This is a genomic window from Ornithinicoccus hortensis (assembly GCF_006716185.1).
Taxonomy (GTDB): domain Bacteria; phylum Actinomycetota; class Actinomycetes; order Actinomycetales; family Dermatophilaceae; genus Ornithinicoccus; species Ornithinicoccus hortensis.
Genome location: NZ_VFOP01000001.1, coordinates 1,509,636 through 1,534,930 on the forward strand (window position 1 = coordinate 1,509,636; position 25,295 = coordinate 1,534,930).

Genomic DNA, 25,295 nt, shown 5'->3' on the forward strand with positions numbered 1-25,295 from the left:
CGATCGAGGGCATCCTGAATGCTCGTTGCACCACATCCCATCCTGCCTTGCCTCGCTGAGGAGGACACATGGAAATCACCGTGACCGGCCGCAAGAAGACCGTCACCGACCGCTTCCGCCGACACCTGGAGGAGAAGCTCGAAAAGATCCCGCAGCTGGCCCCGAGGACCAGCCGGGTCGACGTGGTTCTCACCCATGAGAGCAACCCGCGGCTGACCAAGACCAGTGAGCGGGTGGAGATCACCTGCTACGTCAAGCGCACCGTCGTCCGGGCGGAGGGCGCCGCGGACGAGGAGTACGCCGCACTCGACCTGGTCATGACCAAGCTCACCGAACGGCTGCGCCGGCTGGGGGACAAGAAGCGGATCAGCCATACCGGCAAGCACCGGCTCCCCTCCGTGGCCGAGGCCACCTTCGGTCTGACCACCGAGCCGCTGATCAGCGAGGAGCCGAGTGCCAACGGGGCCGGACGGACCGCGGAGGAGGCGGTGGACGAGGCCCTCGGGACCGAGGGGAACTCGCCGATCGAGCTGCGCGAGAAGGTCCATGCGTCCGAGCCGATGACGGTGGGCCAGGCGCTGAACGAGATGGAGCTCGTCGGGCACGACTTCTACCTGTTCGAGGACGTCGACAGCGGGCACCCGAGCGTGGTGTACCGGCGGCGCGGTTGGTCCTACGGCGTGCTGCGGTTGGACACCGGGGAGCGGAACACCCAGGACGAGGAGGGCGCGGCGGAACGGGTCGGCTGACCCGGCACCACCGGCGCCCCGGGGGCCACCGACACAGCGGGTGTCGGTGGCCCCCGTTACGTTGGGTGGGTGCCCCCCACCCTGACCCTGCCCCAGGCCCGGCGGATCGCGCTGGCGGCCCAGGGCTTCGCCGACGGACGGCCCGCTCCCTGGTCGGCCTCGATGCGGCAGGTCCAGCGCGTGATCGACCGGCTGCAGGTCGTCCAGATCGACAGCGTCAACGTGGTCACCCGCAGCCAGTACCTCCCGTTCTTCGCCCGGCTCGGCCCCTACGACACGGCCCTGCTGGACCGGGCCCGCGACGGTGCCGGCCCGCGGTCCCAGGCCCCTCGGCGCCTGGTCGAGGCCTGGGCGCACGAGGCGAGCCTGATCCCGCCGGAGACCTGGCCCTACCTGGGGTTCCGGATGCAGCGGGCCTCGGTGGACTCCTGGTCCCGCCGGGTCGAGTCAGAGCACCCGGGTGTGCTCGGCGCCGTCCTGGACACGGTGACCCGGCACGGACCGATCACCGCGCGGGAGGTCGACCGGTGGGTCGAGCACGACGTGCCACGCACCCGGGAGCACTGGGGCTGGAACTGGTCGCTGGTCAAGCAGTGCCTGGAGCACCTGTTCTGGGCCGGCCGGATCGTCAGCGCCGGGCGCAACAGCCAGTTCGAGCGGCGGTATGCGCTGCCCTCCTACCTGTTGCCGGCCGACATCGTGGCCAGGGGGCCGGGGGAGCCCGGGGCCCCCGACCAGGAGGAGTCCGGCCTGGCCCTGATGCGGCGCGCCGTCCGGGCCCACGGCATCGGCACCGAGGCGGACCTGCGGGACTACTTCCGGCTCCGGCAGCAGATGGCCGCCCCGGCCCTGGCCGAGCTGGTCCGGCGGGGAGAGGTCGAGCAGGTGCAGGTGCGCGGCTGGGACCGACCCGCCTACCTGGACCCGTCCGCCCGGCGTCCCCGCGCGGTCCGCGCCAGCGCGCTGCTCAGCCCGTTCGACTCCCTGGTCTGGGAGCGGGCCCGCACCGAACGGCTCTTCGGCTTCCGCTACCGGATCGAGATCTACGTCCCCGCGCCCAAGCGGGTGCACGGCTACTACGTGCTGCCGTTCCTGTGGAACGAGCAGTTGGTCGCCCGGGTGGACCTCAAGGCCGACCGCGCCGCCGACCGGTTGTGGGTGCGGGCCGTGCACCTGGAGCCGGACGCGCCCCGGGGCTCGCGGGAGGCCCTGGCCGAGGAGCTGGCGCTGCTGGCGGACTGGCTGCAACTGGGCCGGGTCGAGGTCACCTGACCGGCACATTCCGTTCATGTAACGATCCCCGCAGGGCGACCCCGCGGGCTACCCGTTGCCCCTAGGCTCAGCGGACGTCCGGCTCCCGGACCATCCCTGTCCAGCTCACGAAGGTGTATGCCATGACACGACGTGCCGCCACCCGGCGCACGGCGGTCCTCGGCGCCTCGTCCCTGGTCCTCACCGGACTCCTCGGGACGGCGCTGCCCGCGACCGCCACACCCACCCCGTCAGCCCCGGTGGCCCCCCAGGCCGAGGGGCTGATCATCAGCGAGTACATCGAGGGGTCCGGCTTCAACAAGGCCCTGGAGATCTACAACGGCAGCGCCGCGGAGGTGGACCTGGCCGACTACGTCATCCAGGGTTACCAGAACGGGAGTGCCCAGGTCAGCTACACGCGCTACCCCGAGGGGACGCTGCAGCCGGGCGAGGTGCACGTGGTCGCGCACGCCGATTGGGCACTCGGCGACGACCTCGTGGACCAGACGCTGGACCTGCAGTTCAACGGGGACGACGCGGTCGTGCTGGCCACGGCGGGTGAGGACGGCGTGGTCGTCGACTCCATCGGGCAGGTGGGGGTGGATCCCGGGACCCGCTGGGGCACCCCACCGGAGACGACGATGGACGCGACCCTGGTGCGCAACCCCGACGTCTGCGCCGGTGACGTGGTCCCGGACGACGCCTTCGACCCGGCGACCGAGTGGACCGGCCTGCCGACGAACGACGTCAGCGACCTGGGGCACCACACCGCCGAGTGTGGTCCGGCGGGTCCGGTCGACGTCGTGCTCAACGAGTTCTCCGTCAGCACCGTCGGGGCAGACCTGGAGTTCCTCGAGGTGTACGGCGAGGCCGACACCGACTACTCCGACCTGACCATCCTCGAGGTCGAGGGCGATGCCGACTCCTCCTCGCGCGGGACCGTGGTGAGCCAGCACGCCGTCGGCAGTACCGACGCGGACGGGTTCTGGTCCGAGGACCTGCCGGTCAACACGATCCAGAACGGCACGCTGACCCTCTTGCTGGTCTCCGGCTACACCGGCGAGGCCGTGCTGGACGCGGACCAGGACGGGGAGATCGACGCCCCCGCCTGGGACGAGCTGCTCGACTCCGTGGCGGTCAACGGCAGCGCCACCGGCGACCTCGTCTACTCCGAGACGGTCCTGGCCGTGGAGTACGACGGCGCGGACTTCGCCCCCGGGGGTGCCTCGCGGATCCCGGACGGCACGGACACCGACACCACCGCCGACTGGGTGCGCAACGACTACGACCTGGCCGGCTTCCCCGGCTTCGACGGTCCGCCGGTCGACGGGCAGGCCTGGAACACCCCCGGTGCGCCCAACGAGGTCTACCACGCCGAGGAGCCGCCCCCCGGCGGCGCCTGCGGTGAACCCGCGACGGCGGTCGGCGCCGTCCAGGGTGAGGACGACTCGACCCCGCTGGACGGCCAACAGGTCGACATCGAGGGCACCGTCGTCGGTGACTTCCAGACCGGCGGCTTCCAGGGCTTCTACGTGCAGGACGGCGGCGACGACAACCCCGCCACCTCCGACGGCATCTTCGTGTACGCCCCCGGCGGCACGGACGTGGCGATGGGCGACTCCGTCCGGGTGTCCGGCACCGCGGGCGAGAACTTCGGGATGACCCAGGTCAGCGCGGGCACCATCACGGTGTGCGCGACCGGTGGCGAGCTGCCCGAGCCGACCGTGCTCGAGCTGCCGATCGAGGACCACGAGCCCTACGAGGGGATGTACGTCACGTTCCCCCAGGACCTGGCCATCCTGGAGTACTTCAACTACGGACGGTTCGGTGAGATCGCGATCGGCACCGACCGGCAGTACCAGCCGACCGCCACCTACGAGCCGGGTTCGCCGGAGGCCGTGGCGCTCGCGGAGGCCAACCTGGCCAACCGGATCACCCTGGACGACGGCCGCAGCACGCAGAACCCGGACCCGGCCATCCACCCGAACGGCGAGGAGTTCACCCTCGACAACCTGTTCCGTGGCGGGGACCTGGTCACCGGTGCCACCGGCGTCCTGGACTACCGGTTCGACCTGTGGCGGATCCAGCCCACCCAGGGCGCGGAGTTCACCGTGGCCAACCCGCGGCCGACCCTGCCGGACGTCGGGGGCGACCTCACCGTGGCCTCGTTCAACGTGCTGAACTACTTCACCACGTTGAACGACCGTGGGGCGAACACCCCGGAGGAGTTCGAGCGCCAGGAGGCCAAGATCGTGGCCGCCCTGGCGGAGATGGACGCCGACGTGGTCGGTCTCATCGAGATCGAGAACAACGACGACGTGGCGCTGGAGACGCTCACCCAGGCGCTGAACGACGAGGTGGGAGCGGGCACCTACGAGTTCGTGGCGACCGGCAAGGTCGGCACCGACGCGATCACCACGGCGTTCATCTACCAGCCCGATTCGGTGACCCCCGTCGGGGACTTCGCGACGCTGACCACCGAGGACGACCCGCGCTTCCTGGACGACTTCAACCGTCCCACGCTGGCGCAGACCTTCCAGGACAACGCGACCGGTGAGTCCGTCGTGGTCGCCGTGAACCACCTGAAGTCCAAGGGCTCGGACTGCCTGGCGGTCGGGGACCCGGAGGACCCGGACGGTCAGGGCAACTGCAACGGGGTGCGCACCGACGCGGCCGAGGCGATGGCGGACTGGCTGGCCGGGGACCCGACCGGGACCGGTGTCGCCGAGACGCTGATCATCGGTGACCTGAACTCCTACGACAAGGAGGACCCGATCGTGGCCCTCGAGTCGGCCGGGTTCACCGACCTGCTGCTCGAGCACTCGGGTGAGGACGCCTACTCCTACGTCTTCGACGGCCAGCTGGGCTACCTGGACCACGCGTTGGCCAACGAGGCGCTGGCCGGCAAGGTCGCCGACACCACGGTGTGGACGATCAACGCCGACGAGGCCAGCCTCATCGACTACGACATGACGTTCAAGCTGCCCCCGCAGCAGGAACTGTTCGCCCCGGACCCGTTCCGGTCCAGCGACCACGACCCGGTCCTGATCGGGCTGTCCCTGGCGCAGGACCCGGAGCCGGTCGTCGTGGACCGGATCCGCGGCGCCGACCGCTACGAGACCTCGGCCGAGATCGTCGGGAGCTACGGCGACGTGGACACCCTGGTCCTGGCCAGCGGCCAGGCGTTCCCGGACGCGCTGTCCGGTGGTGCCCCGGCCATCCGCGACGACCAGCCGGTCCTGCTCACCCGGACCGACTGGCTGGAGCAGTCGACCGCCGACGCGCTGACCGCGGCGGCGCCGGAGCGGATCATCGTGCTGGGCGGCGGCAGTGCCGTGTCGGACACCGTGGTGGAGGAGGTCGAGGCGCTGACCGGCGCGCAGATCACCCGGGTCAGCGGCCCGGACCGCTACGCCACGGCGGCGGAGGTGGCCGCGCAGCTGTTCGACGCGGCCGACGTCGACACCGTCTACGTCGCCTCGGGCCAGGACTACGCCGATGCGCTTGCCGGTGCCCCGCTGGCGGGACGGGACGGTTACCCGATCCTGCTGGTGCGGGAGACCGAGGCGCCGGACTCCACGCAGGAGGCGCTGGAGGGCCTGTCCCCGGAGCGGATCGTGGTGCTCGGCGGGACGAACCGGATCTCGGACACGGTCCTGGAGCAGCTGGCACCCTACGCCAACAGCGTCGAGCGCCTGTCCGGACCGACCCGGTACGAAACCGCCGCCCTGATCGCCGCGGAGTTCGAGCCCACCGGCGCCGAGTTCGTCGCCTCGGGCCTGGCCTTCCCGGACGCGCTGTCCGGTGCGGCCCTGGTGGGTCACCTGGGCGGGCCGCTGCTGCTCACCAACCCGGCTGAGCTGCCGGGCGCGACGGCGGACGCCCTGGTCGAGCGGGAGCCCGGCTCGGTCACCCTCTTCGGTGGGACCGCAGCCATCTCGACCGCGGTCGAGGAGGCGATCGCCGCGCTCTTCGAGTAGGCACGCGGCACACGAACACGGCTGCCGGGTCACCCCTCGCGGGGAGACCCGGCAGCCGTGTCTGGTGGCTCGGACGAGCGGTGCCGCGACGGGTCAGTCGCCGGTGCGCACGTCCTCGGCCGGGCTGTCGGCCGCGGCGGCGGCCCGGGAGTTCCGGCGCCACTGGAGCAGCGGGGGCACCACCACGCCCAGCACGATCAGCACCAGGATGGTCAGCGAGATCGGTCGGGTGAAGAAGACCGTCCAGTCACCGTTGGCGATCAGCAGGGAGCGGCGCAGGTTCAGCTCCAACAGGGGGAGCAGCACCGCCGCCAGGATGGCCGGCGTCAGCGGGAAGTCGTGCTCCTGCATGACGAACCCGATCAGACCGATCACGACCAGCGTGAGCAGCGAGAACAGGCTGAAGGTCAGCGCGTAGGCGCCCAGCATGACGAACGCCACGACCCCGCCGTACAACAGCGGCGGCGGCACCTTGAGCAGCTTCACGAAGACCCGGACCATCGGCAGGTTCAGCACCAGCAGCATGGCGTTGCCGACCAACATCGAGGCGATGATGGTCCACACCAGGTCGCCGTCGTTCTGGAACAGCTGCGGACCCGGCTGCAGGCCGTACATCTGGAAGACGAACAGCAGCAGCGCCGTGGTGGCCGACCCGGGGATGGCCAGCGCCAGCATCGGCACCATCGCGCCACCGACGCCCGCGTTGTTCGCGGTCTCCGGTCCGGCGACGCCCTCGATGGCGCCCCGGCCGAACACCTTGCGGCGCTCCGGCTTGGCGACCCGCCGCTCCAGGGCATACGAGGCGAACGAGCCCAGGGTCGGGCCGAGCCCCGGCATCACGCCGGCGATAAAGCCGACGACGGTGCCCCGGGCATACGGCGCCGAGGACCGCCTGAGGTCCTCCTTGTCCATCCAGGCCCGCTGCACGTTGAGGGCGGAGGGCGCCCTGCGCTCCCCGACCGACAGGTGCCGCAGCGCCTCCGGGATCGCGAACAGGGCCATCGCCAGCAGCGCGATGTCGATGCCGTCGGAGAGCTCGATCTGGCCGAAGGTCCAGCGCTGCACCGAGTCCTGGGGGTCCAAGCCGATGATGCCCACGCACATCCCGAAGAGCACCGAGATCAGCGCCTTGATCCGGGACCCGGTCATCAGCGAGGTGGTGAGCGCGAGCGCACCCACCAGCAGCACGGCATACTCCGCCGCGCCGAACGAGGTCGACACGTCGACCAGGACCGGGGACAGGAAGACCAGCCCCAGCACGGCCAGCGACCCACCGATGAAGGACCCGACCGCGGCGGTGGCCAGGGCGGGCCCCGCCTTGCCCCGTTTGGCCATCTCGTAGCCCTCGAGGGCGGTCACCGCGGAGGCGACCTCGCCGGGGGTCCGGATCAGGATCGAGGTGATCGACCCGCCGTACATCGCGCCGTAGTAGACGCCGCACAGCATGATCAGGCCCGCGGTGGGCGGGAGCTGGAAGGAGAACGGGATGAGCAGCGCGATCGAGGTGATCGGGCCCAGCCCCGGCAGCACCCCGACGACGGTGCCGATCAGCACGCCGATGAAGACGTACATGAGGTGCTCCGGGGTGAGGGCACCGGCCAGTCCGGACAACAGGGAGTTCAGTGCGTCCATGGCTGCCTCCTCAGCCGAGCACGCCGGCGGGAAGCCGGACGCTCAGCAGCTCGGTGAACCCGAAGTAGACGATGACCCCGAACAGGACCGCGTAGATCAGGTTGCGCTTCCAGCGGGCCGGGTCGATGAGGGTCACCGCGGTCGTCAGGTAGAGCGCGGTGGACAGGATGTAACCCAGCGGGATGAAGACGAGGGCGTAGCCGATGAACAGGGCCACGTGCACCGCCAGCTTGCCCCACGGGATCGGTGGCTCCTCGGGGAAGACCAGGTCCTCGAACAGCTCGGCGTCGTCGGTGTCCAACACCTCCGCCTCGATGCCCTGCACCGGCCGCTTGCGCAGGCCGACGATGCTAAGCGCGAGGCCGGAGAGCACCAGGGCGGCGGCCAGGAAGGTGGGCAGGGTGCCGGGCCCGATGCCGGGGGCCGGCCGGACCGCGTCCCCGATGTTCAGGGCGGCCACCAGCAGGACCGCCCCGGCCGCCGCCACGACGAGACCGGCGATGACGTCGCTCCGGCCGGATCGTGGCGGGCCGACCGGGGCGTCCTGCTCGGGGTGGGCGGAGGTCACTGGGAGCCGATCTCTTCGAAGGCCTGGGTGACCTGGTCGTTGGTGTCCTTCAGGTAGGTGTCGAGCTCGTCGCCGGTCATGAAGGTGGTCACCCACTGGTTCTTCTCCGCGGCGTCCGCCCAGGACGGGGTCTCGACGGCCTCGGCCAGGACACCCTCCCAGTACTCCACGGCGTAGTCGGGCATGTCCGGCGGGCCGTAGATGCCGCGCCAGTTGGAGATGGTCACGTCGTACCCCTCCTCCTGGGCGGTGGGCACGTCCGGGAGCCCTTCGAGCCGGTCGTCACCGATCACGGTCAGCGCGCGGAGCTCGCCGGACTCGATGAGCGGGAGGAACTCGCTGGTGCCGGCGATGGCGACCTGGATGTCACCGGAGAGCAGGGCGTTGCTCTGCTCCCCGCCGCCCTCGTAGGCGACGAAGTTGATCTGCGAGGCGTCCCCGCCGGCCTCGTTGACCAGGAGGGCGAAGGGCAGCTGGTCGTCGGAGGCCGCGCCGACCGGGACGGCGCCCGGGTCCTCGACGATGGCGTTGAGGACCGACTCCAGGTCCTGGTAGTCGGTGTCGGCACTGACGACGACCACGAAGTACTCCGACAGCAGCCGGGCGATCATCGTGACGTCCTCGTAGTTGTAGTCGGACTGGCCCCGGGCGTTGTTGGTCATCAGCACCAACGAGGTGACCGACACCTGGTCGTCCGCGCCGGCGTGCTGTTCCACCATCTGGGCGGTCCAGACCGCGGAGGCGGCACCGGGGCGGTTCTCGATCGGCATCGGGACCTCGACCAGCTCCTCCTTCTGGAGGACCTCCACCAGGGTGCGCATGGTGAGGTCGAACCCGCTGCCGGGGTCGGCGCCGACGGACATGTTGACCGGACCGCTGGGGTAGTCCGCGCCGTCGCCCTCGCCGCCACCTCCGCCGCCGTCGTCGGAGCAGGCGGTCAGGGTCAGGCCGAGGGCGAGTGCACCGGCAAGGAAAGGCGTCTTCTTCATTGAATGGTCTTCTTCCGTGAGGGGTGGTGGTGTGCTGCCGGCGGGACGGGGCGGTCGGGCCGGCACGGGGTGGGCGGACGGGGTCTCAGTACCGACCACCCCCCGAGTTCTCGTGGGCGACGAGCGCTTCGGCGGTGGCCAGGACCTCCCCGGCCCGGTCCCGCGGCACGACGACGGTCCCCGAGCCGTCGGCGAGGACGAGGTCGCCGGGCGCGACGGGGACCCCCGCCAGCGAGACGGGGACGTCGGTGGCCACGCTGCGCAGACGGTGCAGCGCCGAGCGCGGGGTGCGTCCGCGGCTCCACACCGGGATCCCGGTGCCGCCGAGCTCGTCCAGGTCCCGGACCGAACCGTCCACCAGGACGCCCGCGACACCGGCGGCGTGCAGGGCGGACCCGGAGCGGCCCCCGATCACGGCCAGGTCGTGGGTGCCCCCGCAGTCGATGACCACGACGTCACCGGGGCGGCAGGCCGCCCGCAGCTCGGCGTGTCCCATCCGGGGCGCGGTGCCCGCCGCGCGCAGCGACTCGGCCGGTTCGTCCTCGCGCTCGTAGCGCAGCGTCCGCGCGGGGCCGCACACCCGCATACCGTGGGCGAGGGGCGCGAGCACGTGGGCGGGCACCACCGGAGCGGGCAGACCGTTCGCCTCCAGCGCGTCGGCAGCGGCGGCCGTGAGGTCCTCGAGGGCCAGGAAGCGCGTGACGACCTCGGTGAGTCGCTCGTCGGTCATCGCACCGCCCCTTCGCCCGGGCGGCGGGTGGTCGGCAGGGCGGGCCGGCGGCGCTGCTCGTATGCCGTGATGTCGGCCGCGTGCGCCAGCGTCAGCGCGATGTTGTCCAGCCCCTGGAGCAACCGGGTGCGGTCGTCGGGATCCACCTCGAAGGGCTGGTGGATCCCCTGCGCCCGGACCTCGCACTGTTCCAGGTCGACGGTGACCGGGGTGTCCGGCTGCGCGTCGACCAGGTCCCACAGGGCCTCGACGCACGCCTGCGGCGCGATGACCGGCAGCAGCCCGTTCTCGATGGCGTTGCCGCGGAAGATGTCGCCGTAGCGCGGGGCGATGACCGCCCGGAAGCCCCACCCGGTGAGCGCCCACACGGCGGACTCGCGGGAGGAACCGGTGCCGAAGTCGGTGCCGGCCACCAGGATGGTCGCCGCGGAGTGGCGCGGGTCGTTGAGCACGAAGTCGGGGTCGTCGCGCCAGTCGTTGAACAGGTTCTCGCCGTAGCCGGCGATCGTGCTGCGGGTCAGGAAGCGCACCGGGATGATCTGGTCGGTGTCGACGTTGCTGCGCCGCAACGGGGCGGCGGTGCCGGTGTGCACGGTGAACGGACGCATCGGGTCAGCCCTCCAGGTCCGCGGGAGCGGCCAACCGGCCGGCGACGGCGGTGGCGGCGGCGACGGCGGGGGAGACGATGTGGGTCCGCGACCCCTTGCCCTGCCGCCCCTCATAGTTGCGGTTGTTGGTGGAGGCGGCGCGCTGCCCCGCCCGCAGCCGGTCCTCGTTCACGGCCGCGCACATCGAGCAGCCTGCGTGCCGCAGCTGCATCCCGGCCTCCTCGAAGACCCGGTCCAAACCCTCCTCGATCGCCTGGTTGCGGACCGTCTCGGAGCCGGGCACCAGGACGGCCTCGACCCCGTCCTTGACCCGGCGCCCGCGCAGCACCTCGGCCGCCGCGCGCAGGTCCTCGATCCGGCTGTTGGTGCAGGACCCGATGAAGACGGCGTCGACCGGGATGTCGCGCAGCGCCGTCCCGGGGGTGAGGTCCATGTAGGCCAGCGCGCGGCGGGCCGCGACCCGCTCCTCCTCGGTCGCGAAGCAGTCGGGGTCCGGGACCGTGCCGTCCAGGCCGGTGCTCTGCGCGGGGTTGGTGCCCCAGGACACGAACGGGGTCAGCGCGCTGCCGTCGAACCGGACCTCCTTGTCGAACAACGCATCCGGGTCCGAGCGCAGCGTCCTCCAGTACGCCACCTCGGTGTCCCAGTCGGCTCCGGTGGGGGCGTGCGGGCGCCCGCGGAGGTAGTCGAAGGTGGTCTCGTCCGGGGCGATCATCCCGGCCCGGGAGCCCGCCTCGACGGTCATGTTGCACACCGTCATCCGGGCCTCCATCGACAGGGCCTCGATGGCCGGGCCGGTGTACTCGATGATGTGGCCCTGACCGCCGGCGGTGCCGATCCGGGAGATCAGCGCCAGGATCAGGTCCTTCGCGCTGACCCCGGCGGGGAGCACGCCGTCGACGTGCACGCGCATGTTCTTCAACGGGTGCAGCGGCAGCGTCTGGGTAGCCAGGACGTGCTCGACCTGGGAGGTCCCGATGCCGAACGCCAGCGCGCCGAAGGCGCCCTGGGTCGTGGTGTGGCTGTCGCAGCACACGATGGTCATCCCGGGCTGGGCCAGCCCCAGCTCCGGCCCGATGATGTGCACGATGCCCTGCTGGTCCTCGCCCAGCCGGTAGTGCTCGATCCCGAACTCGGCGCAGTTGGCCCGCATCAGGTCGACCTGGTGCCGGGCCGCGTGGTCCTCGATCCGCTTGCGGATGTCCTGGGTCGGGGTGTTGTGGTCCTCGGTGCCCAGGGTCAGGTCCGGGCGCCGCACGGTGCGTCCGCTGGCCCGCAGCTGGTCGAAGGCCACGGGCGTGTTCAGCTCGTGCAGCATGTGGAGGTCGATGTAGAGCAGGTCGGGTTCGCCCTGTGCCGCACGCACCACGTGCGACTCCCACACCTTGGTGGCCAGTGTCTTGCCCATGTGCTGTTATGCCCCTGCCAGTTCCTGCCGCTGGGGCGGGGTGTGCAGGACCCAGGAGGGGTCGGCCTTCTCGAAGGAGGACTCCAGCTTGTGCCGGACGGCGGTGGCCACGGGTCCGCGCGCGATCGTGGTGAGCGCGTCCAGGTCGACCCCGGTGTGCACGCCGAGCAGGTCCAGCAGGTGGACCAGTTCCTCGGTGGCGATGTTGCCGGTGGCGCCGGGGGCGTACGGGCAGCCGCCGAGGCCGCCGACCGAGGTGTCGAAGTCGGTGATGCCCGCCGCCATGCCCGCGAGCGCGTTGGCGATGCCCAGGCCGCGGGTGTTGTGCAGGTGCAGCGTGAACCGCAGGTCCGGGTACTCCTGGCGCAGCTTGGCGGAGATCTCGTAGACGTGTGCCGGGTCGGCCAGGCCGGCGGTGTCGGCGACGGTCACGTGCGAGACCCCGGCCTCGGCATACAGTCCGACGACCCAGGCGACCCGCTCGAACGGCGTCCGTCCCTCGAAGGGGCAACCCAGCGAGGTGGCCATCCCGCCCACCAGGTGCTTGCCCTGCGCCAGGCCGAGCTCGATGACCGGGCGGAGCCGCTCGAAGGCCTCGGCGGTGGGGCGATTCGCGTTGGCGATGCTGTGCGCGTCGGTGCTGGACAGCATCAGCTCCCAGCAGTCGGCGCTGGTCTCCAGGGCGCGCTCGGCGCCCTTGAGGTTGGGCACCAGGACGGAGTACTCGACGCCCGATGCGGGGGTGTAGCCGGCCATCACCTCGGCCGCGTCGGACAGTTGCGGCACCGCGTCGGGGCGGACGAACGAGGTCACCTGGACCCGGGGGACGCCGGTGGCCGACAGCGCGTCGATGATCGCGATCTTGTCGGGGGTGCTGATGACGCCGGGCTCCAGCTGGAACCCGTCCCGGGGGCCGACCTCCTGGATGGTGACCTGCTCGGGGATCGGGAAGGGCAGCGGGGCGGTGCCGGCGGCGTAGGCGCGGGCCCGGTCGAAACTGGTGGTCATCAGATGACTCCCTTGTCCTGGAGGTCGGTGATCTGGTCGGGGGTGTAGCCCAGCTCGGTCAGGACCGAGGAGGTGTGCTCGCCCATCTCCGGGCCGGCGTTGCGGATGGAGCCGGGGTTCACGCTGAACTTGGGCACCACGCCGGGCAGCGTGATCGAGCCGAGCGAGGGGTGGCTGACCTCGACCAGCATGTCCCGGGCCCGATAGTGCTCGTCGGCGAAGATGTCGGCGGCGCTGTAGACGGGGGAGTGCGGCACGGAGAACTCGTCGAGCCGCTCGTGCAGTTCCTCGCGGGTCAACGCGCCGACCCAGTCGGTGAGGATCTGGTTCATCTCGGTGCGGCGGGCGAGGCGTTCCCGGTTGGTGGAGTAGCGCGGGTCGCTGAGCATGTCCTCGCGGTCCATCGCGGCAGCCAGCCGGGCGAAGGTGCGCTCGGTGCTGGTCACGATGACGATCCAGTGCCCGTCGCGGGACTGGTAGATCCCGGCGGGGGAGGACGCGGCGAGCTCGTTGCCGGTGCGTTCCCGGACGGTGCCGAGCACGTCGTACTCGGCCACGACGACCTCCAGCATCCGGAAGATCGACTCGTAGAGGGCGACGTCGACCTCCTCGGCCGGGCCGCCGGACACCTTGAGCTGGTAGACCGCGGCCAGGGCGCCCATCGCGGCATACATCCCGGTCAGGTAGTCCACCAGGGAGACCGAGGGCAGCACCGGGGGGCGGTCGGGGTAACCGTTGATGTGCGCGTAGCCGCTGTAGGCCGTGGCGGGCGTGCCGAAGCCCGCCTTGCCGGCGTTGGGGCCGGTCTGGCCGTAGCCCGAGACGTGCACCACGATGAGGTCCGGGTTCGCCGAGCGCAGCCGCTCCAGGCTCAACCCCCACCGTTCCAGAGTGCCGGGGCGGAAGTTCTCGATCAGGACGTCCCGGTCGGCCACCAGCTTCAGTAGGACCTCCTGTCCGGCCTCGGAGCGCAGGTCCAGGGTGATGCTGCGCTTGTTGCGGGCCGAGGCCGCCCAGGTCAGCGAGGTATCGCCCTTGAACGGGCCGAGCGCGCGCAGCGGGTCGCCCACGCCGGGCATCTCCACCTTGATCACGTCGGCGCCCATGTCGCCGAGCAGGGCCGCGGCGAACGGCCCGGCGAAGACGGTAGCGATGTCCAGGACCTTCAGGTCCGAAAGCGGGCCGTTCATCCGAGGGTCTCCTGCTCCTGCTCGTGCGGGGTGGGGTAGCCCAGCTCGCCGGAGACGGCACGGGCGGTCCTGCGAAGTTCGTGGATGACCTCTGCGCGGTGGGTGTCGTCGGCCAGCCGGGTCATCGTGGAGGAGACGACGAGGGCCGCCACGACGTAGCCCTCCGCGTCGTGGACCGGCGCGGAGACGGCGGACGTCTCGGGGTCGCGCTCACCGTCGCTGTACTCCCAGCCCTGGTCGCGGACCTGGCGCAGCCGGGACCGGTAGGTGTCGGCGTCCCAGGCTCGTCCGGGCCACTCGGCGGCGCTCTCCGCGGCCAGCTCCATCGCCCGCTCCTCGTTCAGCCAGGCGATGAGGACCCGGCTGCTGGCGCCCATGTGGATCGGCAGCGGCACTCCGATCTGGCCCGTGGTGCGCACGGTCCGGCGACCTACGGCCATCTCGATCGGCACCCGGCGGTGACCGGTGCGGATCTGCAGCTCGACGGTCTCGCCCAGCGCGTCGCGCAGCGCCCTCATGTGGGGGAGGGCGACGGTGCGGACGTGGACCCCGGTGCGGGCACGGGAGCCCAGCTCGAGCAGTCGGCTGCCGAGTCGGTAGTCCCGCTCCTCCAGGTCCAGCAACCGGTGCTGGCTCATCGCCTTCATTAGCCGGTAGGTGGTCGGCGTGCTGAACCCGACGCGGCTCGCGACGGCGGCAGGGTCGAGGCGGGTGGCGCCGTCCTCGAAGGCATCGAGGATCGCCATCACCTTGTCGAGCACGCCGACCGCGGTCATCATCGACTCCAATATATGGACGATCAGTTCATGATGTGGACAAGGTAGTGCATCCCCGCGGTTCTGTCACGCACCCGGTCGGCCTCCACCCCTCGTCCGGACGTCTCATCTGGCGCTCCGCCCACCCCACCGAACGTGTCGTCGGTCGGTCCCACCAGCCCACCGAGCGCGTCATCGGTCGCTCTCCGACCCCGTCCGGACGTCTCGTCTGTCGGTCGTCGGTGGGTAGGAGGGTCCGTCGCTGGTCGCTGCGGTGGATGGAAGCGCCCGGTCGAGCGTTCGGTCAGGTTGTAGGGCCGCCAGGTCAGGCGTCCGGTGGGGGGTGGAGACCGCCCGGTCAGACGTCTGGTGGGGGGGAGACCGTCAGGTCAGGCGTTCGGTCAGGTGGTGGGGCCGCCAGGTCAGGCGTCCGGTGGGGTGGTGGGGCCGCCCGGTCGGACGTCCGGTCGGGTTGTGGGGGCGTCCGGTGGGGGCCACTCGCTGCGGAGCAGGTCGAAGCGGACGAGGTCCTCGACGGTGCCGTCGCGGAGCCGCTCGGCAGCCCGGTCGCGGCCGGTCTCGGTGAAGCCGGCGCGCAGCACCACCCGCTGGGACGCCGCGTTGCCGGCCGCCGCGGTGATCGCCAGCCGGGCCAGGCCGAGTCCGCCGTCCGCCACGTCGATAAAGGCGTGGCGCACCGCGCGGCGCACCGCCTCGGTCATGACGCCGCGGCCGCGCGCACGGGGGTGCGACCAGTAGCCGATGAGTCCGCCCACCGCACGGTCGGCGGGTCCCCGGTGCCGGTCCAGCTCCATGATCGCCAGCGAGCCCAGGCACTCGTCCGAGACGGGATCGGCCAGGCACCAGGGCAGCATGCTGCCGGCCAGCGCGGCGGTCCGACAGCTGGCCAGGAAGGTCGCGGCCTCCGCCTCGGTGTACGGCGACGGCAGGTCGGTAAGGAACCGCTGGGCGAGCGGGTCGTTGCACGCCTCCACGAGCAGCGGGACGTCGGAGTCGCGCCACGGCCGCAGCCGCACGCTCTGGCCCTCGATGACCGGGACCTCCAGGGTGGCGGCGACGCCCAGCGCCGCCTGCGCGACCCGGTCGACGCCCTCGGGGACCGCCAGGTCCAGCCGCACCCTCCCGTCCGGCAGGGGTTCCCGCCCCCAGACCCGGAAGCCGCTGTGCCGCAGGATCGTCTGGGAGGCCAGGTTGTCCAGGGTGGTGTCCGCCCGCAGGGTGCTCAGCCCGGCCCCACCGTCCTCCGCGGCGCCCGTCAGGTGGTCCAGGACCGTGTCCAGCGCCTCCAGCGCCAGCCCGTGCCCCCGGTGGGCGGGGTCCAACCAGTACCCGACGTGGGCCGTGCCACCGGTGTCCCCGCGCCGTATGCCGTAGGCGCGCACGACCCCCAGGGGGTCCCCGGCCGCCGCCGCGATCCCGGGCTCCGGCGTGCGCAGGCAGATCGCCCACGTCCACTGGGTGCCCTCCCACTGCAGGTGCCGCAGGGCGGCCCACCACCGTTCGGCCTCGGCGGTCCCGGCCCGCGGGTGGTGGCCGGGACCGATGTCCGGGTGCCGCAGCAGGTCGGCCACGACCGGCAGGTCCCGCTCCGTGAACGGCCGCAGGGAGAGCCGCTCGGTCGTCAGCGTGGCCGGCGCGCCCAGGGTGGGACGCAGCCCGGCCCGCCCGGCCGGCTCGGCGACCAGCTCGAAGGAGGCCGTGTCGTGGCGCTCGCCGCCCGGCTCGTAGACGCAGGAGTCCTGCTCGGTGCCGGTGTACCGCCAGCCCGCGCGGACCAGCGCGGCCTGGGAGGCGGCGTTGCGCACGTCGGTGTTGGCGGCGAGCCGGTGCAGGCCCAGTCCCGACCTGCCGTCGGCCGGGTCGCCCGGGGCCGGGGCGAAGGCGTGGGCGGCGGCCAGTCGCAGCGCCTCGGTCAGCACCCCGCGCCCCCGGGCGGCGGGCACCGTCCAGTAGCCGAGCGTGGCGTTCCCGTAGGCGAAGCGCTGGTCGATGGCGAAGATGCCGAGCCAGCCCAGCGGGGAGTCCGTATGGGGATGCGCCAGGCACCAGTCGAGCTCCGCCCCGCTGGCCGCGGACTCCCGCATCCGGAGCAGGTATGCCGTGAACCCCTCGGGGGTCAGGGGCGGCAGCGCGGCCCCGACATAGCGGTGCGCGAGGTCGTCCAGCTGCAGCCCGGCACGGTCCTCCTCGCGCCAGGGCCGCAGGACGACCCGGTCACCCGCCAGCACCGGCGGGACCAGCCAGCGGGAGGCGGGCACCCGCGGCTGGTCGGACCGCAGGGTGCCGACCCAGCCGGTCCGCACCACACCCCGCCGGTCCACCCGCCAGCCCGGCACGGTGCTGATCCGGAAGCCGAAGCCCCAGGCGATCCGCCGCGATCCCCAGTTGCCCTGGTAGGCCGCCCACTGCATGGTCCGGACCCCGCCCTCCCCGAAGGCGTGGTCGAGCACCAGGGCGACCGCCTGCGTCATCACGCCCTGGCCGCGTGCCCACGGGGCGGTGGCGAAGTCGAGCGAGGCCACCTCCTCGCCGCGGTACCGGTAACCGATCGTCCCGGCATACCGGCGTTCCCCCCGGTCATCGATCTCGATGGCCCAGCGCCGGTGCGCCTGCTCCCCGTCCGCCGCCCACCCGGCGCGCACCCGGTCCAGGAACGCGCGGGCCTGCCCCTCGTCATACGGCTCCGGGGTGCTGGTGAACAGCAGGGTCTGCGGGTCCCGGGCCTGCTCGATCAGGCCCGGGAGATCCCCTTCGGTGTGCCCGCGCAGCAGGAGGTCCCCGCCCCGCAGCGCGGGGACGGCGGCGGGAGGACGTGCGCCGGACATGGCGCCCAACGTAGCCCGAACGCCTGCGGCCTGAGCATACGGTTTCCGCTCTGCACAGCCTGAGCGTTTAGCCTAGGGGAGTTCACCACGACGTGTCAGGAGACCTGGGTGCCCAAGCTGTTCGAGAAGATGTTGCGTGCCGGCGAGGGGCGGACGCTGCGCAAGCTGGAGACCACCGCCCGGTTGGTCCGAGCGCTGGAGGACGACTTCAAGGGGCTGACCGACGCCGAGCTGCGGGAGGAGACCGACAAGTTCCGCGCCCGGATCGCCGACGGCGAGACGCTGGACCAGCTGCTGCCGGAGGCGTTCGCCGCGGTGCGGGAGGCCGCCGCGCGGACCATCGGCAAGCGGCCCTTCGACGTGCAGATCATGGGTGGGGCGGCCCTGCACCAGGGCAACGTCGCCGAGATGAAGACCGGTGAGGGCAAGACCCTGGTGGCGACCCTGCCCTCCTACCTCAACGCGCTCGAGGGCAAGGGCGTGCACGTGGTCACGGTCAACGACTACCTGGCCGAGTACCAGGCCGAGCTGATGGGGCGCGTGCACCGCGCGCTGGGGCTGGAGACCGGGGTCATCCTGTCCAAGATGACGCCGGCGGAGCGCCGGGAGCAGTACGCCAAGGACATCACCTACGGCACGAACAACGAGTTCGGCTTCGACTACCTGCGCGACAACATGGGCTGGTCCACCGCCGACCTGGTGCAGCGCGGCCACAACTTCGCCATCGTGGACGAGGTCGACTCGATCCTGATCGACGAGGCACGGACCCCGCTGATCATCTCCGGGCCCGCCGACCAGCCGACCAAGTGGTATGCCGAGTTCGCCAAGCTCGCGCAGCTGCTGACCCGCGGCGAGGACGGCGAGGGCGACTACGAGGTCGACGAGAAGAAGCGCACTGTCGGCGTGCTGGAGTCCGGGATCGAAAAGGTCGAGGACTACCTGGGCATCGACAACCTCTACGAGAGCGCCAACACCCCGCTGATCGGCTACCTGAACAACTCCATCAAGGCCAAGGAGCTGTACAAGCGGGACAAGGACTACGTGAACATGGACGGTCAGATCATGATCGTCGACGAGCACACCGGCCGGATGCTCGCCGGCCGGCGCTACAACGAGGGGATGCACCAGGCGATCGAGGCCAAGGAGGGGGTCGAGATCAAGAACGAGAACCAGACCCTGGCCACGGTGACCCTGCAGAACTACTTCCGGATGTACGACAAGCTCGCCGGGATGACCGGTACCGCCCAGACCGAGGCGGCCGAGCTGCACCAGATCTACAAGGTGGGCGTCATCTCGATCCCGACGAACCGGCCGATGATCCGCAAGGACCAGCCGGACCTCGTCTACCGCACCGAGCAGGCCAAGTTCAACGCGGTCGTGCAGGACATCGCCGACCGCCACGAGCAGGGGCAGCCCATCCTGGTCGGCACGACCAGCGTGGAGAAGTCCGAGCGGTTGTCCGAGCAGCTGCGCCGGCAGGGCATCCCGCACGAGGTGCTCAACGCCAAGCACCACGCCCGGGAGGCCGCGATCGTCGCCGAGGCGGGACGCAAGGGCGCCGTCACGGTGGCGACCAACATGGCCGGGCGAGGCACCGACATCATGCTCGGCGGTAACCCCGAGTTCCGGGCGGTCGCGGCGCTGAAGCAGGCCGGGCTGGACCCGGTGGAGACTCCGGAGGAGTACGAGGCCGCCTGGGACAAGGCACTCGCGGAGGCCGAGGAGTCGGTGAAGGTCGAGCACGACGAGGTCACCCAGCTCGGTGGGCTGTATGTGCTAGGCACCGAGCGTCACGAGTCCCGACGCATCGACAACCAATTGCGCGGTCGCGCCGGCCGTCAGGGTGACCCGGGGGAGAGCCGGTTCTACCTGTCCCTCGAGGACGACCTGATGCGGATGTTCAACGCCGGGATCGTCGACCGTGTGATGGCCTCCTCCGGCATGGACGAGACCCCTATCGAGTCCAAGGTGGTCAGCCGGTCCATCGCCGGTGCGCAGTCGCAGGTCGAGGCGCAGCACTTCGAGACCCGCAAGAACGTGCTCAAGTACGACGACGTGATGAACCGCCAGCGCGAGGTCATCTACGAAGAGCGCCGTCGGGTGCTCAACGGGGAGGAGATGGAAGAGCAGGTCCGGCACTTCATCAACGACGTCATCGAGGAGTATGTCCGCACGGGCAGCATCCCAGGCGAGGACGGGGTCGATCTTGAGGGCATGGTCAACGAACTCCGCACCGTCTATCCGGTGACCCTCGAGGCCGATCAGCTCCTGCAGTTCGACCCCGCCGAGCTCGAGCAGCAATTGCTCTCCGACGCCCAGCACGCCTACGACGCGCGGGAGGAGGCGGTCGGCCCGGACATCATGCGCGACGTCGAGCGCCGCGTCCTGCTGCAGGTGCTGGACCGCAAGTGGCGCGAGCACCTCTACGAGATGGACTACCTCAAGGAGGGAATCGGCCTGCGGGCGATGGCCCAGCGCGAGCCGCTCGTGGAGTACCAGCGCGAGGGCTACCAGCTGTTCGCCGCGATGATGGAGTCCATCAAGGAGGAGGCGGTCCGCTTCCTGTTCAACGCCGAGATCAAGACCCGGCAGGCCTCCGGCGACGGCGCCGCGGGGCAGCAGGGCAACGGCGCCGGTGCCGACGTGGCGGACGTGGCCAGCCGGCTGCAGCGGGCCGGGGCCAGCGTGGCCGGGCTGAGCGAGGCGGTGGCGGCGGCCTCCCGACGGCAGCAGTCCCTGACCTACACCGCACCCAACGAGGACGGCTCGGCCGTGCAGCGCGCCGAGGGCGAGGACAGCGACCAGGCGCGGGTCAGCAGCCCCGCCGAAGGCGGCGGCAACCGCGCCGAGCGCCGCGCCCGCAAGCGCAAGGGCTGAGCGCCGCCGGGGTCCTCGAGGGACGTCAGCCCGGCTCGGGCGACGTCAGCCCAGCTCGAGGACCGTCATCAGCCACCGGCCGTCGACCCCGCACAACCGGGCGGCGACGGCCCGGATCCGGCCCCCGTGGTCGACCACTGCGGCGACCTCGGCGACGCCGTCGGCCGGCTGGCAGACCCGCAGGGCCCGCACCCGGACGGGGCGCTGGCGCTGCAGCCGACGTCGCGCCAGCACCCCGCGCCGGGTGAACCGGCCCAGGATGTCCTCGGTGACCCACCGGCTCAGCTGTCCGGCCGGGCGGGTGCCGTCGCCGACCTCCAGGAGGACGCGCAGCAGCCGGCCCGCCCAGTCGGCGGGATCCGGGAGGTCCTGCGCCGTGGTCGCCTGCGGCCCGAAGTAGGAGTCCTCGAAGCCCCGGCGGAAGTCCACCGCGAGCACCCCCTGCACGAAGTCGTCATCCGGCGGTGGGATGACGAAGTCGCCCGGGGCCGGCTCGGTGGCCGGGATCGGGAGCACCCGTAGCTCGGCCTGGACCGGGTGCGCCGGGGTGCTGGCCCAGGCCGCCGGCTGGGGCTGGGCGCTCATGACGCCGCCCCGTGGGGGACGTGCGCCGACGGCGCCACGAGCACCTGTCCCGGCCGGATCAGGTCGGGGTCCGGGCCGATCACGTCCCGGTTGGCCGCGTGCCAGCGGGGCCACTCCGCTGCGACGTCCTCGGGCGTGGCCTCCGGCCCCAGGTGTCGCGCGGCGATCGACCAGAGGGTGTCCCCGGACCGGACCACGACCCGCTCCGAGACGTCCGGGGTGCCCGACCCGGTGGTGCGCGGCCCGCCGCCGACCAGGAGCCTGACGTCGGCCCGGTGCGCCGGCTCCGGCGGCTGCCATCCCGGCTGCGGGGCCGGCCTCCCGTCGGTGTCACCGCCGCGGCCGAGCGAGGTGTCCGCGGGCCCAGTGCGCCAGTCCGGGACCGGAGCGGGTGCGGGCGCGGGTGCCGTGGCCGTCGCGGTGACGGCCGGTGACTCCAGCGCCGTCGAGGCGTGGGCCGCGGTGGGGCCCGCGACCGCCACGGCCAGCAGGAGGGCCGCGACCCGGGCTGCCGAGCGCGGCGCGACCAGACGGCCCAGCCGCCGGACCGGGCGCAGGGCGCGACCGCGGGTCACCAGCGCCGCACCGAGCAGGAGCAGGACGGCCAACCAGCCGAGCAGGAGTGCTCCGGCGGTGCCGGCCAGGTGCTCGATCCCGGTCGCCACCGGTTGCGGGGGTGCGGACCCGGTCACCAGGTCCAGCCACCACCCGACCTGCGCCCGCCCCACGGCCAGGGCGCCGGCCGCGGCGAGCAACCCGGCAGCGCCGCCCAGCAGGCCTGCCCGCCGTGAGGTGGGGACCGGGATGGGGGCCGAGGCGGTGACTTTCATGGGACGCTCCTGGCTCAATGCGTGCGTTTGCATTCGATTGCGAACAGTTAAACGCACATGCGGCTCGACGGCAAGGGTGGGTCCGTGGCTGTGGACAACCTGCGGCCGCCCCCGGGCCGGGGCAGGATGGGCCGTATGCGGTGGAGCCGGTTGTTCGACGACCTCGAGGCGCAGCTGCGGGCCGAGGAGCGCGCCGAGTTGCTCGCCGACGTCGCCGAGCACACCCGGGCCAGGCGGGGGCAGCAGGGACTGACCGACCGGATGGCCGCCGACCTGGGGCGCCCGCTGCGTCTCCGGGTAGCGGCGGCCGGCGTGCTCGAGGGGACGTTGGCCGAGTTGGGGGCCGACTGGCTGGTGCTGCGGGTGGAGCTACCCGGGGCGCGGGCCCGGTCCGTGCTGGTCCCGGTGGCGGCGGTCCGGGCGGTCTGGGGGCTCAGCGGCCGGGCCGACCCGCACGAGGGGGTGGCCCAGCGCCGCCTGGGGCTGCGCCATGCGCTGCGGGCGATCAGCCGGGACCGGGCCCAGGTGCGGCTCACTGACCTCGAGGGCGGTCAGCTGTCCGGGACCATCGACCGGGTGGGCAGGGACCACGTCGACCTGCGGGAGGTGCCCGAGGACGGCACGGGACGCGGCCGGGGGCACACCGTCGTCATGCCGCTGGCGGCACTGGCGCTGGTGGCGTCCGCTCCCTCCGCCGGTTCGCCCGGCGCCGGCGGGGCCTGACCCCGGATACCGGGCCGGCGCCGGCGGACCTCAATCCGCCTCGGAGTCGGAGTCCGGCTCCGACTCGGCCAGTTCCTCCCCGCGCGCGATGGATTCCCGGGTCTCGGCATACATCCGCTGGATGTAGTCCTCCAGCGCGGAGTCCTCCACCCGCCAGACCCCGCGGCCCCCCACCTTGATGCCGGCCAGGGCCCCGCTGCGGACCAGCGCCTTGGCCTGGGCCAACGTGACGTTCAACGTCTCGGCGACGTCGGTCAGGGTCAGGAAGCGTGGCACCGGCCACCTCTTTCGTCACGGCTACGGGGTCGCGGGGGAGATCGACTTGTGCCAGATTTTAACCGTCCCGGGGTTCCCGCCGGAGGGACCTGTGGACAAGATGGGTGCGCCGGCGGGGTGCAGGGTTAGCGTGCCTCGTGGCGGTGACCTCGATGGCGAGGGGACAGGAGGCTGGAGGATGGCCGCAGAGGAGCAGGCCCGGAAGGCACGCAGGCTCCAGGTGCCGGGGTGGCGCGACGCCCGGCTGCTCGTGGGGGCCCTGCTGGTGCTCCTCTCGGTGGCCGGTGGCGCACGCCTGGTGGCCGCGCTGGACGACACGACACCGGTGTATGCCGCGGCCCGGGTCCTGCTCCCCGGTGAGCAGGTGGCTGCCGAGGACCTGACGGCCGTCCCGGTCCGGATCGGGGAGCCGTTGGAGCACTACTTGGACGGGAGCCAGGCGGTGCAGCCGGGCACCTACGTGCTGCGGCAGGTCGCCGCCGGTGAACTCGTCCCGCGTGCCTCCTTGGGCACCTCGCGGGAGGTGGACGACAAGACGGTGACCGTGCCGGTGGACCCGACCGCAGCCGGCACCCTCGCGCTCGGTGACGTCGTGGACCTGTGGGTGAGCCGGCGCGACCCGGAGTCACCGGGTGCCACCTACCTGGCCCCGGAGCTGCTCCTCGAGCAGGCCGTCGTCGCCGGGGTGCCGACCGGTGGCCGCGCGCTGGGCGTCGGCGTCGGACGCGCCGCGGTCCAGGTGGTCGTCCCGGCCGATGCGGTGGGCTCGGTCATCGCCAGCGTGGACCAGGAGGCCCGGGTCACCCTGGTGCCCGCCCCGCGCAGCGCGCCCACCGGGGACTGAGCGTGCCCGGCAGCAGTCAGCCGTTGTTGACGGCCATCACGCACCGGTGGGAGTCCGGGCTGGCCGAGCGACTCGGACGGTCGGATGTCGTGCACGTCGTGCACCGCTGCGCCGACCTCGCCGAACTGCTCGGAACCGTCGAGGCCGGGCTGGGTCGGGTCGTCGTCGTGTCCAGCGACCTGCGGGGGCTGGACCGCGCCGTGGTCAGCGACCTCGGCGGGCACGGGCTGCAGGTGCTCGGTGTCCACCCACCCGACGACGAGGACGGGGCACGGGCACTGCGCCGCTGGGGCGTCACGGAGGTGCTGCCGGCGGACGCGGACCTGGCGACCCTGGAGACCGCGCTGGAGCGGCTGCTGGGGGAGCGTGCCGGCCCCGCGTCGGACTGGGACCGGGCGGTCGAGGACGAGCTGGAGCAGGAGCCCGCCGCCGACCCGGGCGAGGCCCGCGCGGCCGGTGCCGAGGACGCCGACGGGGCCCCCGCGGCCGGGGACGTCGCTGCCGACCGCGACGGGCCCGGGGCCCAGGAGCCCCGGGAGCCCCACGAGCCCGAGGACGGGGTACCGGGCCGGGGCCGGGTCGTCGTGGTCTGGGGTCCTGCGGGGTCGCCGGGGCGGACCACCGTGGCGGTGAACCTCGCGGCGGAGATCGCCTCACCGGTCTGCGGGGTGCTGTTGATCGACGCGGACACGTATGCCGCGTCGGTGGCCCAGGTGCTCTCCGTGCTCGACGAGGCACCCGGTGTCGCCGCCGCGGCCCGGGCCGCCGACCAGGGGACGCTGGACCGGGAGGCGCTGGCCGCGCTCGCCCCCGAGGTCCTGCCCGGGTTGCGGGTCCTCACCGGGTTGCCCCGGGCCGACCGGTGGCCGGAGCTGCGCGAGCACGCGTTCGCCGACATCCTGGAGATCTCCCGGCAGCTGGCGGACTGGGTCGTGGTGGACGTCGGCTTCGGCCTCGAGCAGGACGAGGAGCTCAGCTTCGACACCCGCGCGCTCCGGCGCAACGGCCCCACCCTCGCCGCGCTGGAGGTCGCCGACCAGGTGGTCGTGGCCGGCGCGGGGGACCCGGTCGGGCTGCAGCGACTGGTCCGGGGGCTCGACGCGCTCGACGAGGTGAACCGGGCACCGCGCACGGTGGTGGTGACCAGGGTCAGGGCCAGCGCGGTCGGCAGCGACCCGCACCGCCGGGTGAGGGACGCACTGGCCCGGTTCGCCGGGCTCCGCGACGTGCACCTGGTGCCGGACGACCGCGCGGCACTGGACGGCGCGCTCCTCGCGGGCCGGGTGCTGCGGGAACACGCCCCGCGGTCCCTGGCGCGCCAGGCGCTCCGCGACCTGGCCGAGCGCCTCACCGGCGGGGCGGGGGCGGCCGTGCCGGCCGGTCGACAGCCCCGTCGCTGGCGTCTCCGGTCGTCGGGGTGAGACCGGAGACCTTCGGGGTGGGGCC

The 25,295-nt window shown here is 72.4% G+C and carries 20 protein-coding genes; 7 read left to right on the forward strand and 13 right to left on the reverse strand.

All coding sequences use genetic code 11. From position 1 onward, the window contains the following. The first annotated feature begins 68 nt into the window (after positions 1–68). From hpf to FB467_RS07125, 3 genes are all read left to right on the forward strand, one after another. Positions 69–749, forward strand: coding sequence for a ribosome hibernation-promoting factor, HPF/YfiA family (gene hpf / locus FB467_RS07115; protein ID WP_141784479.1), 681 nt, complete (start codon positions 69–71; stop codon positions 747–749). 69 nt (positions 750–818) lie between these two features. Next, the gene (locus FB467_RS07120) at positions 819–2,021 is read left to right on the forward strand and encodes a winged helix-turn-helix domain-containing protein (RefSeq protein WP_228393426.1); all 1,203 of its coding nucleotides are present in this window, start codon (positions 819–821) and stop codon (positions 2,019–2,021) included. A 122-nt stretch (positions 2,022–2,143) separates the two neighbouring features. Further along, entirely contained in the window at positions 2,144–5,980 is a 3,837-nt protein-coding gene (locus FB467_RS07125; protein WP_141784480.1) for an ExeM/NucH family extracellular endonuclease, read from the forward strand. Between the two features lie 93 nt (positions 5,981–6,073). Here FB467_RS07125 and FB467_RS07130 read toward each other — a convergent pair whose 3' ends face one another. From FB467_RS07130 to FB467_RS07175, 10 genes are all read right to left on the reverse strand, one after another. Then, a complete protein-coding gene (locus FB467_RS07130; protein WP_141784481.1) occupies positions 6,074–7,612 on the reverse strand; it encodes a tripartite tricarboxylate transporter permease in 1,539 nt (512 codons plus the stop codon). A 10-nt stretch (positions 7,613–7,622) separates the two neighbouring features. Further along, positions 7,623–8,180: a tripartite tricarboxylate transporter TctB family protein gene (locus FB467_RS07135; RefSeq protein ID WP_170230616.1), complete on the reverse strand. Its 558-nt coding sequence runs from the start codon at positions 8,178–8,180 to the stop codon at positions 7,623–7,625. After that, entirely contained in the window at positions 8,177–9,169 is a 993-nt protein-coding gene (locus tag FB467_RS07140) for a Bug family tripartite tricarboxylate transporter substrate binding protein (protein ID WP_141784483.1), read from the reverse strand. The genes FB467_RS07135 and FB467_RS07140 overlap by 4 nt, the downstream gene beginning before the upstream one ends. Positions 9,170–9,254: 85 nt before the next feature. Next, complete coding sequence (locus tag FB467_RS07145; RefSeq protein WP_141784484.1) at positions 9,255–9,899, reverse strand: RraA family protein; 645 nt, start codon at positions 9,897–9,899, stop codon at positions 9,255–9,257. Continuing rightward, positions 9,896–10,507, reverse strand: a complete 612-nt coding sequence (gene leuD / locus FB467_RS07150) for a 3-isopropylmalate dehydratase small subunit (RefSeq protein WP_141784485.1) — start codon at positions 10,505–10,507, stop codon at positions 9,896–9,898. The genes FB467_RS07145 and leuD overlap by 4 nt, the downstream gene beginning before the upstream one ends. A 4-nt stretch (positions 10,508–10,511) precedes the next feature. Beyond that, complete coding sequence (leuC, locus tag FB467_RS07155; protein WP_141784486.1) at positions 10,512–11,915, reverse strand: 3-isopropylmalate dehydratase large subunit; 1,404 nt, start codon at positions 11,913–11,915, stop codon at positions 10,512–10,514. Positions 11,916–11,921: 6 nt separating this feature from the next. Further along, positions 11,922–12,923 (reverse strand): hydroxymethylglutaryl-CoA lyase, encoded by a 1,002-nt coding sequence (locus FB467_RS07160; protein WP_141784487.1) that lies wholly within the window; start codon positions 12,921–12,923, stop codon positions 11,922–11,924. Next, positions 12,923–14,113, reverse strand: a complete 1,191-nt coding sequence (locus FB467_RS07165) for a CaiB/BaiF CoA transferase family protein (RefSeq protein ID WP_141784488.1) — start codon at positions 14,111–14,113, stop codon at positions 12,923–12,925. The genes FB467_RS07160 and FB467_RS07165 overlap by 1 nt, the downstream gene beginning before the upstream one ends. After that, the gene (locus tag FB467_RS07170) at positions 14,110–14,892 is read right to left on the reverse strand and encodes an IclR family transcriptional regulator (protein ID WP_141784489.1); all 783 of its coding nucleotides are present in this window, start codon (positions 14,890–14,892) and stop codon (positions 14,110–14,112) included. The genes FB467_RS07165 and FB467_RS07170 overlap by 4 nt, the downstream gene beginning before the upstream one ends. A gap of 398 nt (positions 14,893–15,290) precedes the next feature. After that, on the reverse strand, positions 15,291–17,714 hold the full coding sequence (locus tag FB467_RS07175) for a GNAT family N-acetyltransferase (protein WP_141784490.1): 2,424 nt from the start codon (positions 17,712–17,714) through the stop codon (positions 15,291–15,293). A 108-nt stretch (positions 17,715–17,822) separates the two neighbouring features. Here FB467_RS07175 and secA point away from each other — a divergent pair, with 108 nt between their 5' ends. Further along, positions 17,823–20,591 carry a preprotein translocase subunit SecA gene (secA, locus tag FB467_RS07180; RefSeq protein ID WP_141784491.1) on the forward strand — a complete coding sequence of 923 codons (2,769 nt, stop codon included), beginning with the start codon at positions 17,823–17,825 and terminating at the stop codon, positions 20,589–20,591. A 45-nt stretch (positions 20,592–20,636) separates the two neighbouring features. Here the strand turns inward: secA and FB467_RS07185 are convergent, their stop codons facing one another. Then, the gene (locus FB467_RS07185; protein ID WP_141784492.1) at positions 20,637–21,176 is read right to left on the reverse strand and encodes an Rv3235 family protein; all 540 of its coding nucleotides are present in this window, start codon (positions 21,174–21,176) and stop codon (positions 20,637–20,639) included. After that, the gene (locus FB467_RS18710; protein ID WP_211350570.1) at positions 21,173–22,006 is read right to left on the reverse strand and encodes a LysM peptidoglycan-binding domain-containing protein; all 834 of its coding nucleotides are present in this window, start codon (positions 22,004–22,006) and stop codon (positions 21,173–21,175) included. The genes FB467_RS07185 and FB467_RS18710 overlap by 4 nt, the downstream gene beginning before the upstream one ends. Positions 22,007–22,090: 84 nt before the next feature. On the opposite strand from FB467_RS18710, the gene FB467_RS07195 reads away from it, so the two are divergent. Next, positions 22,091–22,729 (forward strand): hypothetical protein, encoded by a 639-nt coding sequence (locus FB467_RS07195; protein ID WP_141784493.1) that lies wholly within the window; start codon positions 22,091–22,093, stop codon positions 22,727–22,729. A 30-nt stretch (positions 22,730–22,759) separates the two neighbouring features. On the opposite strand, the gene FB467_RS07200 is transcribed toward FB467_RS07195, so the two are convergent. Then, entirely contained in the window at positions 22,760–23,005 is a 246-nt protein-coding gene (locus FB467_RS07200) for a helix-turn-helix domain-containing protein (protein ID WP_141784494.1), read from the reverse strand. Between the two features lie 178 nt (positions 23,006–23,183). Here FB467_RS07200 and FB467_RS07205 point away from each other — a divergent pair, with 178 nt between their 5' ends. Together FB467_RS07205 and FB467_RS07210 are read left to right on the forward strand one after the other, a co-directional pair. Continuing rightward, positions 23,184–23,849, forward strand: coding sequence for a CpaB family protein (locus FB467_RS07205; RefSeq protein ID WP_141784495.1), 666 nt, complete (start codon positions 23,184–23,186; stop codon positions 23,847–23,849). 2 nt (positions 23,850–23,851) lie between these two features. Continuing rightward, positions 23,852–25,270 (forward strand): CpaE/TadZ family protein, encoded by a 1,419-nt coding sequence (locus FB467_RS07210; protein WP_141784496.1) that lies wholly within the window; start codon positions 23,852–23,854, stop codon positions 25,268–25,270. Positions 25,271–25,295: the final 25 nt, after the last annotated feature.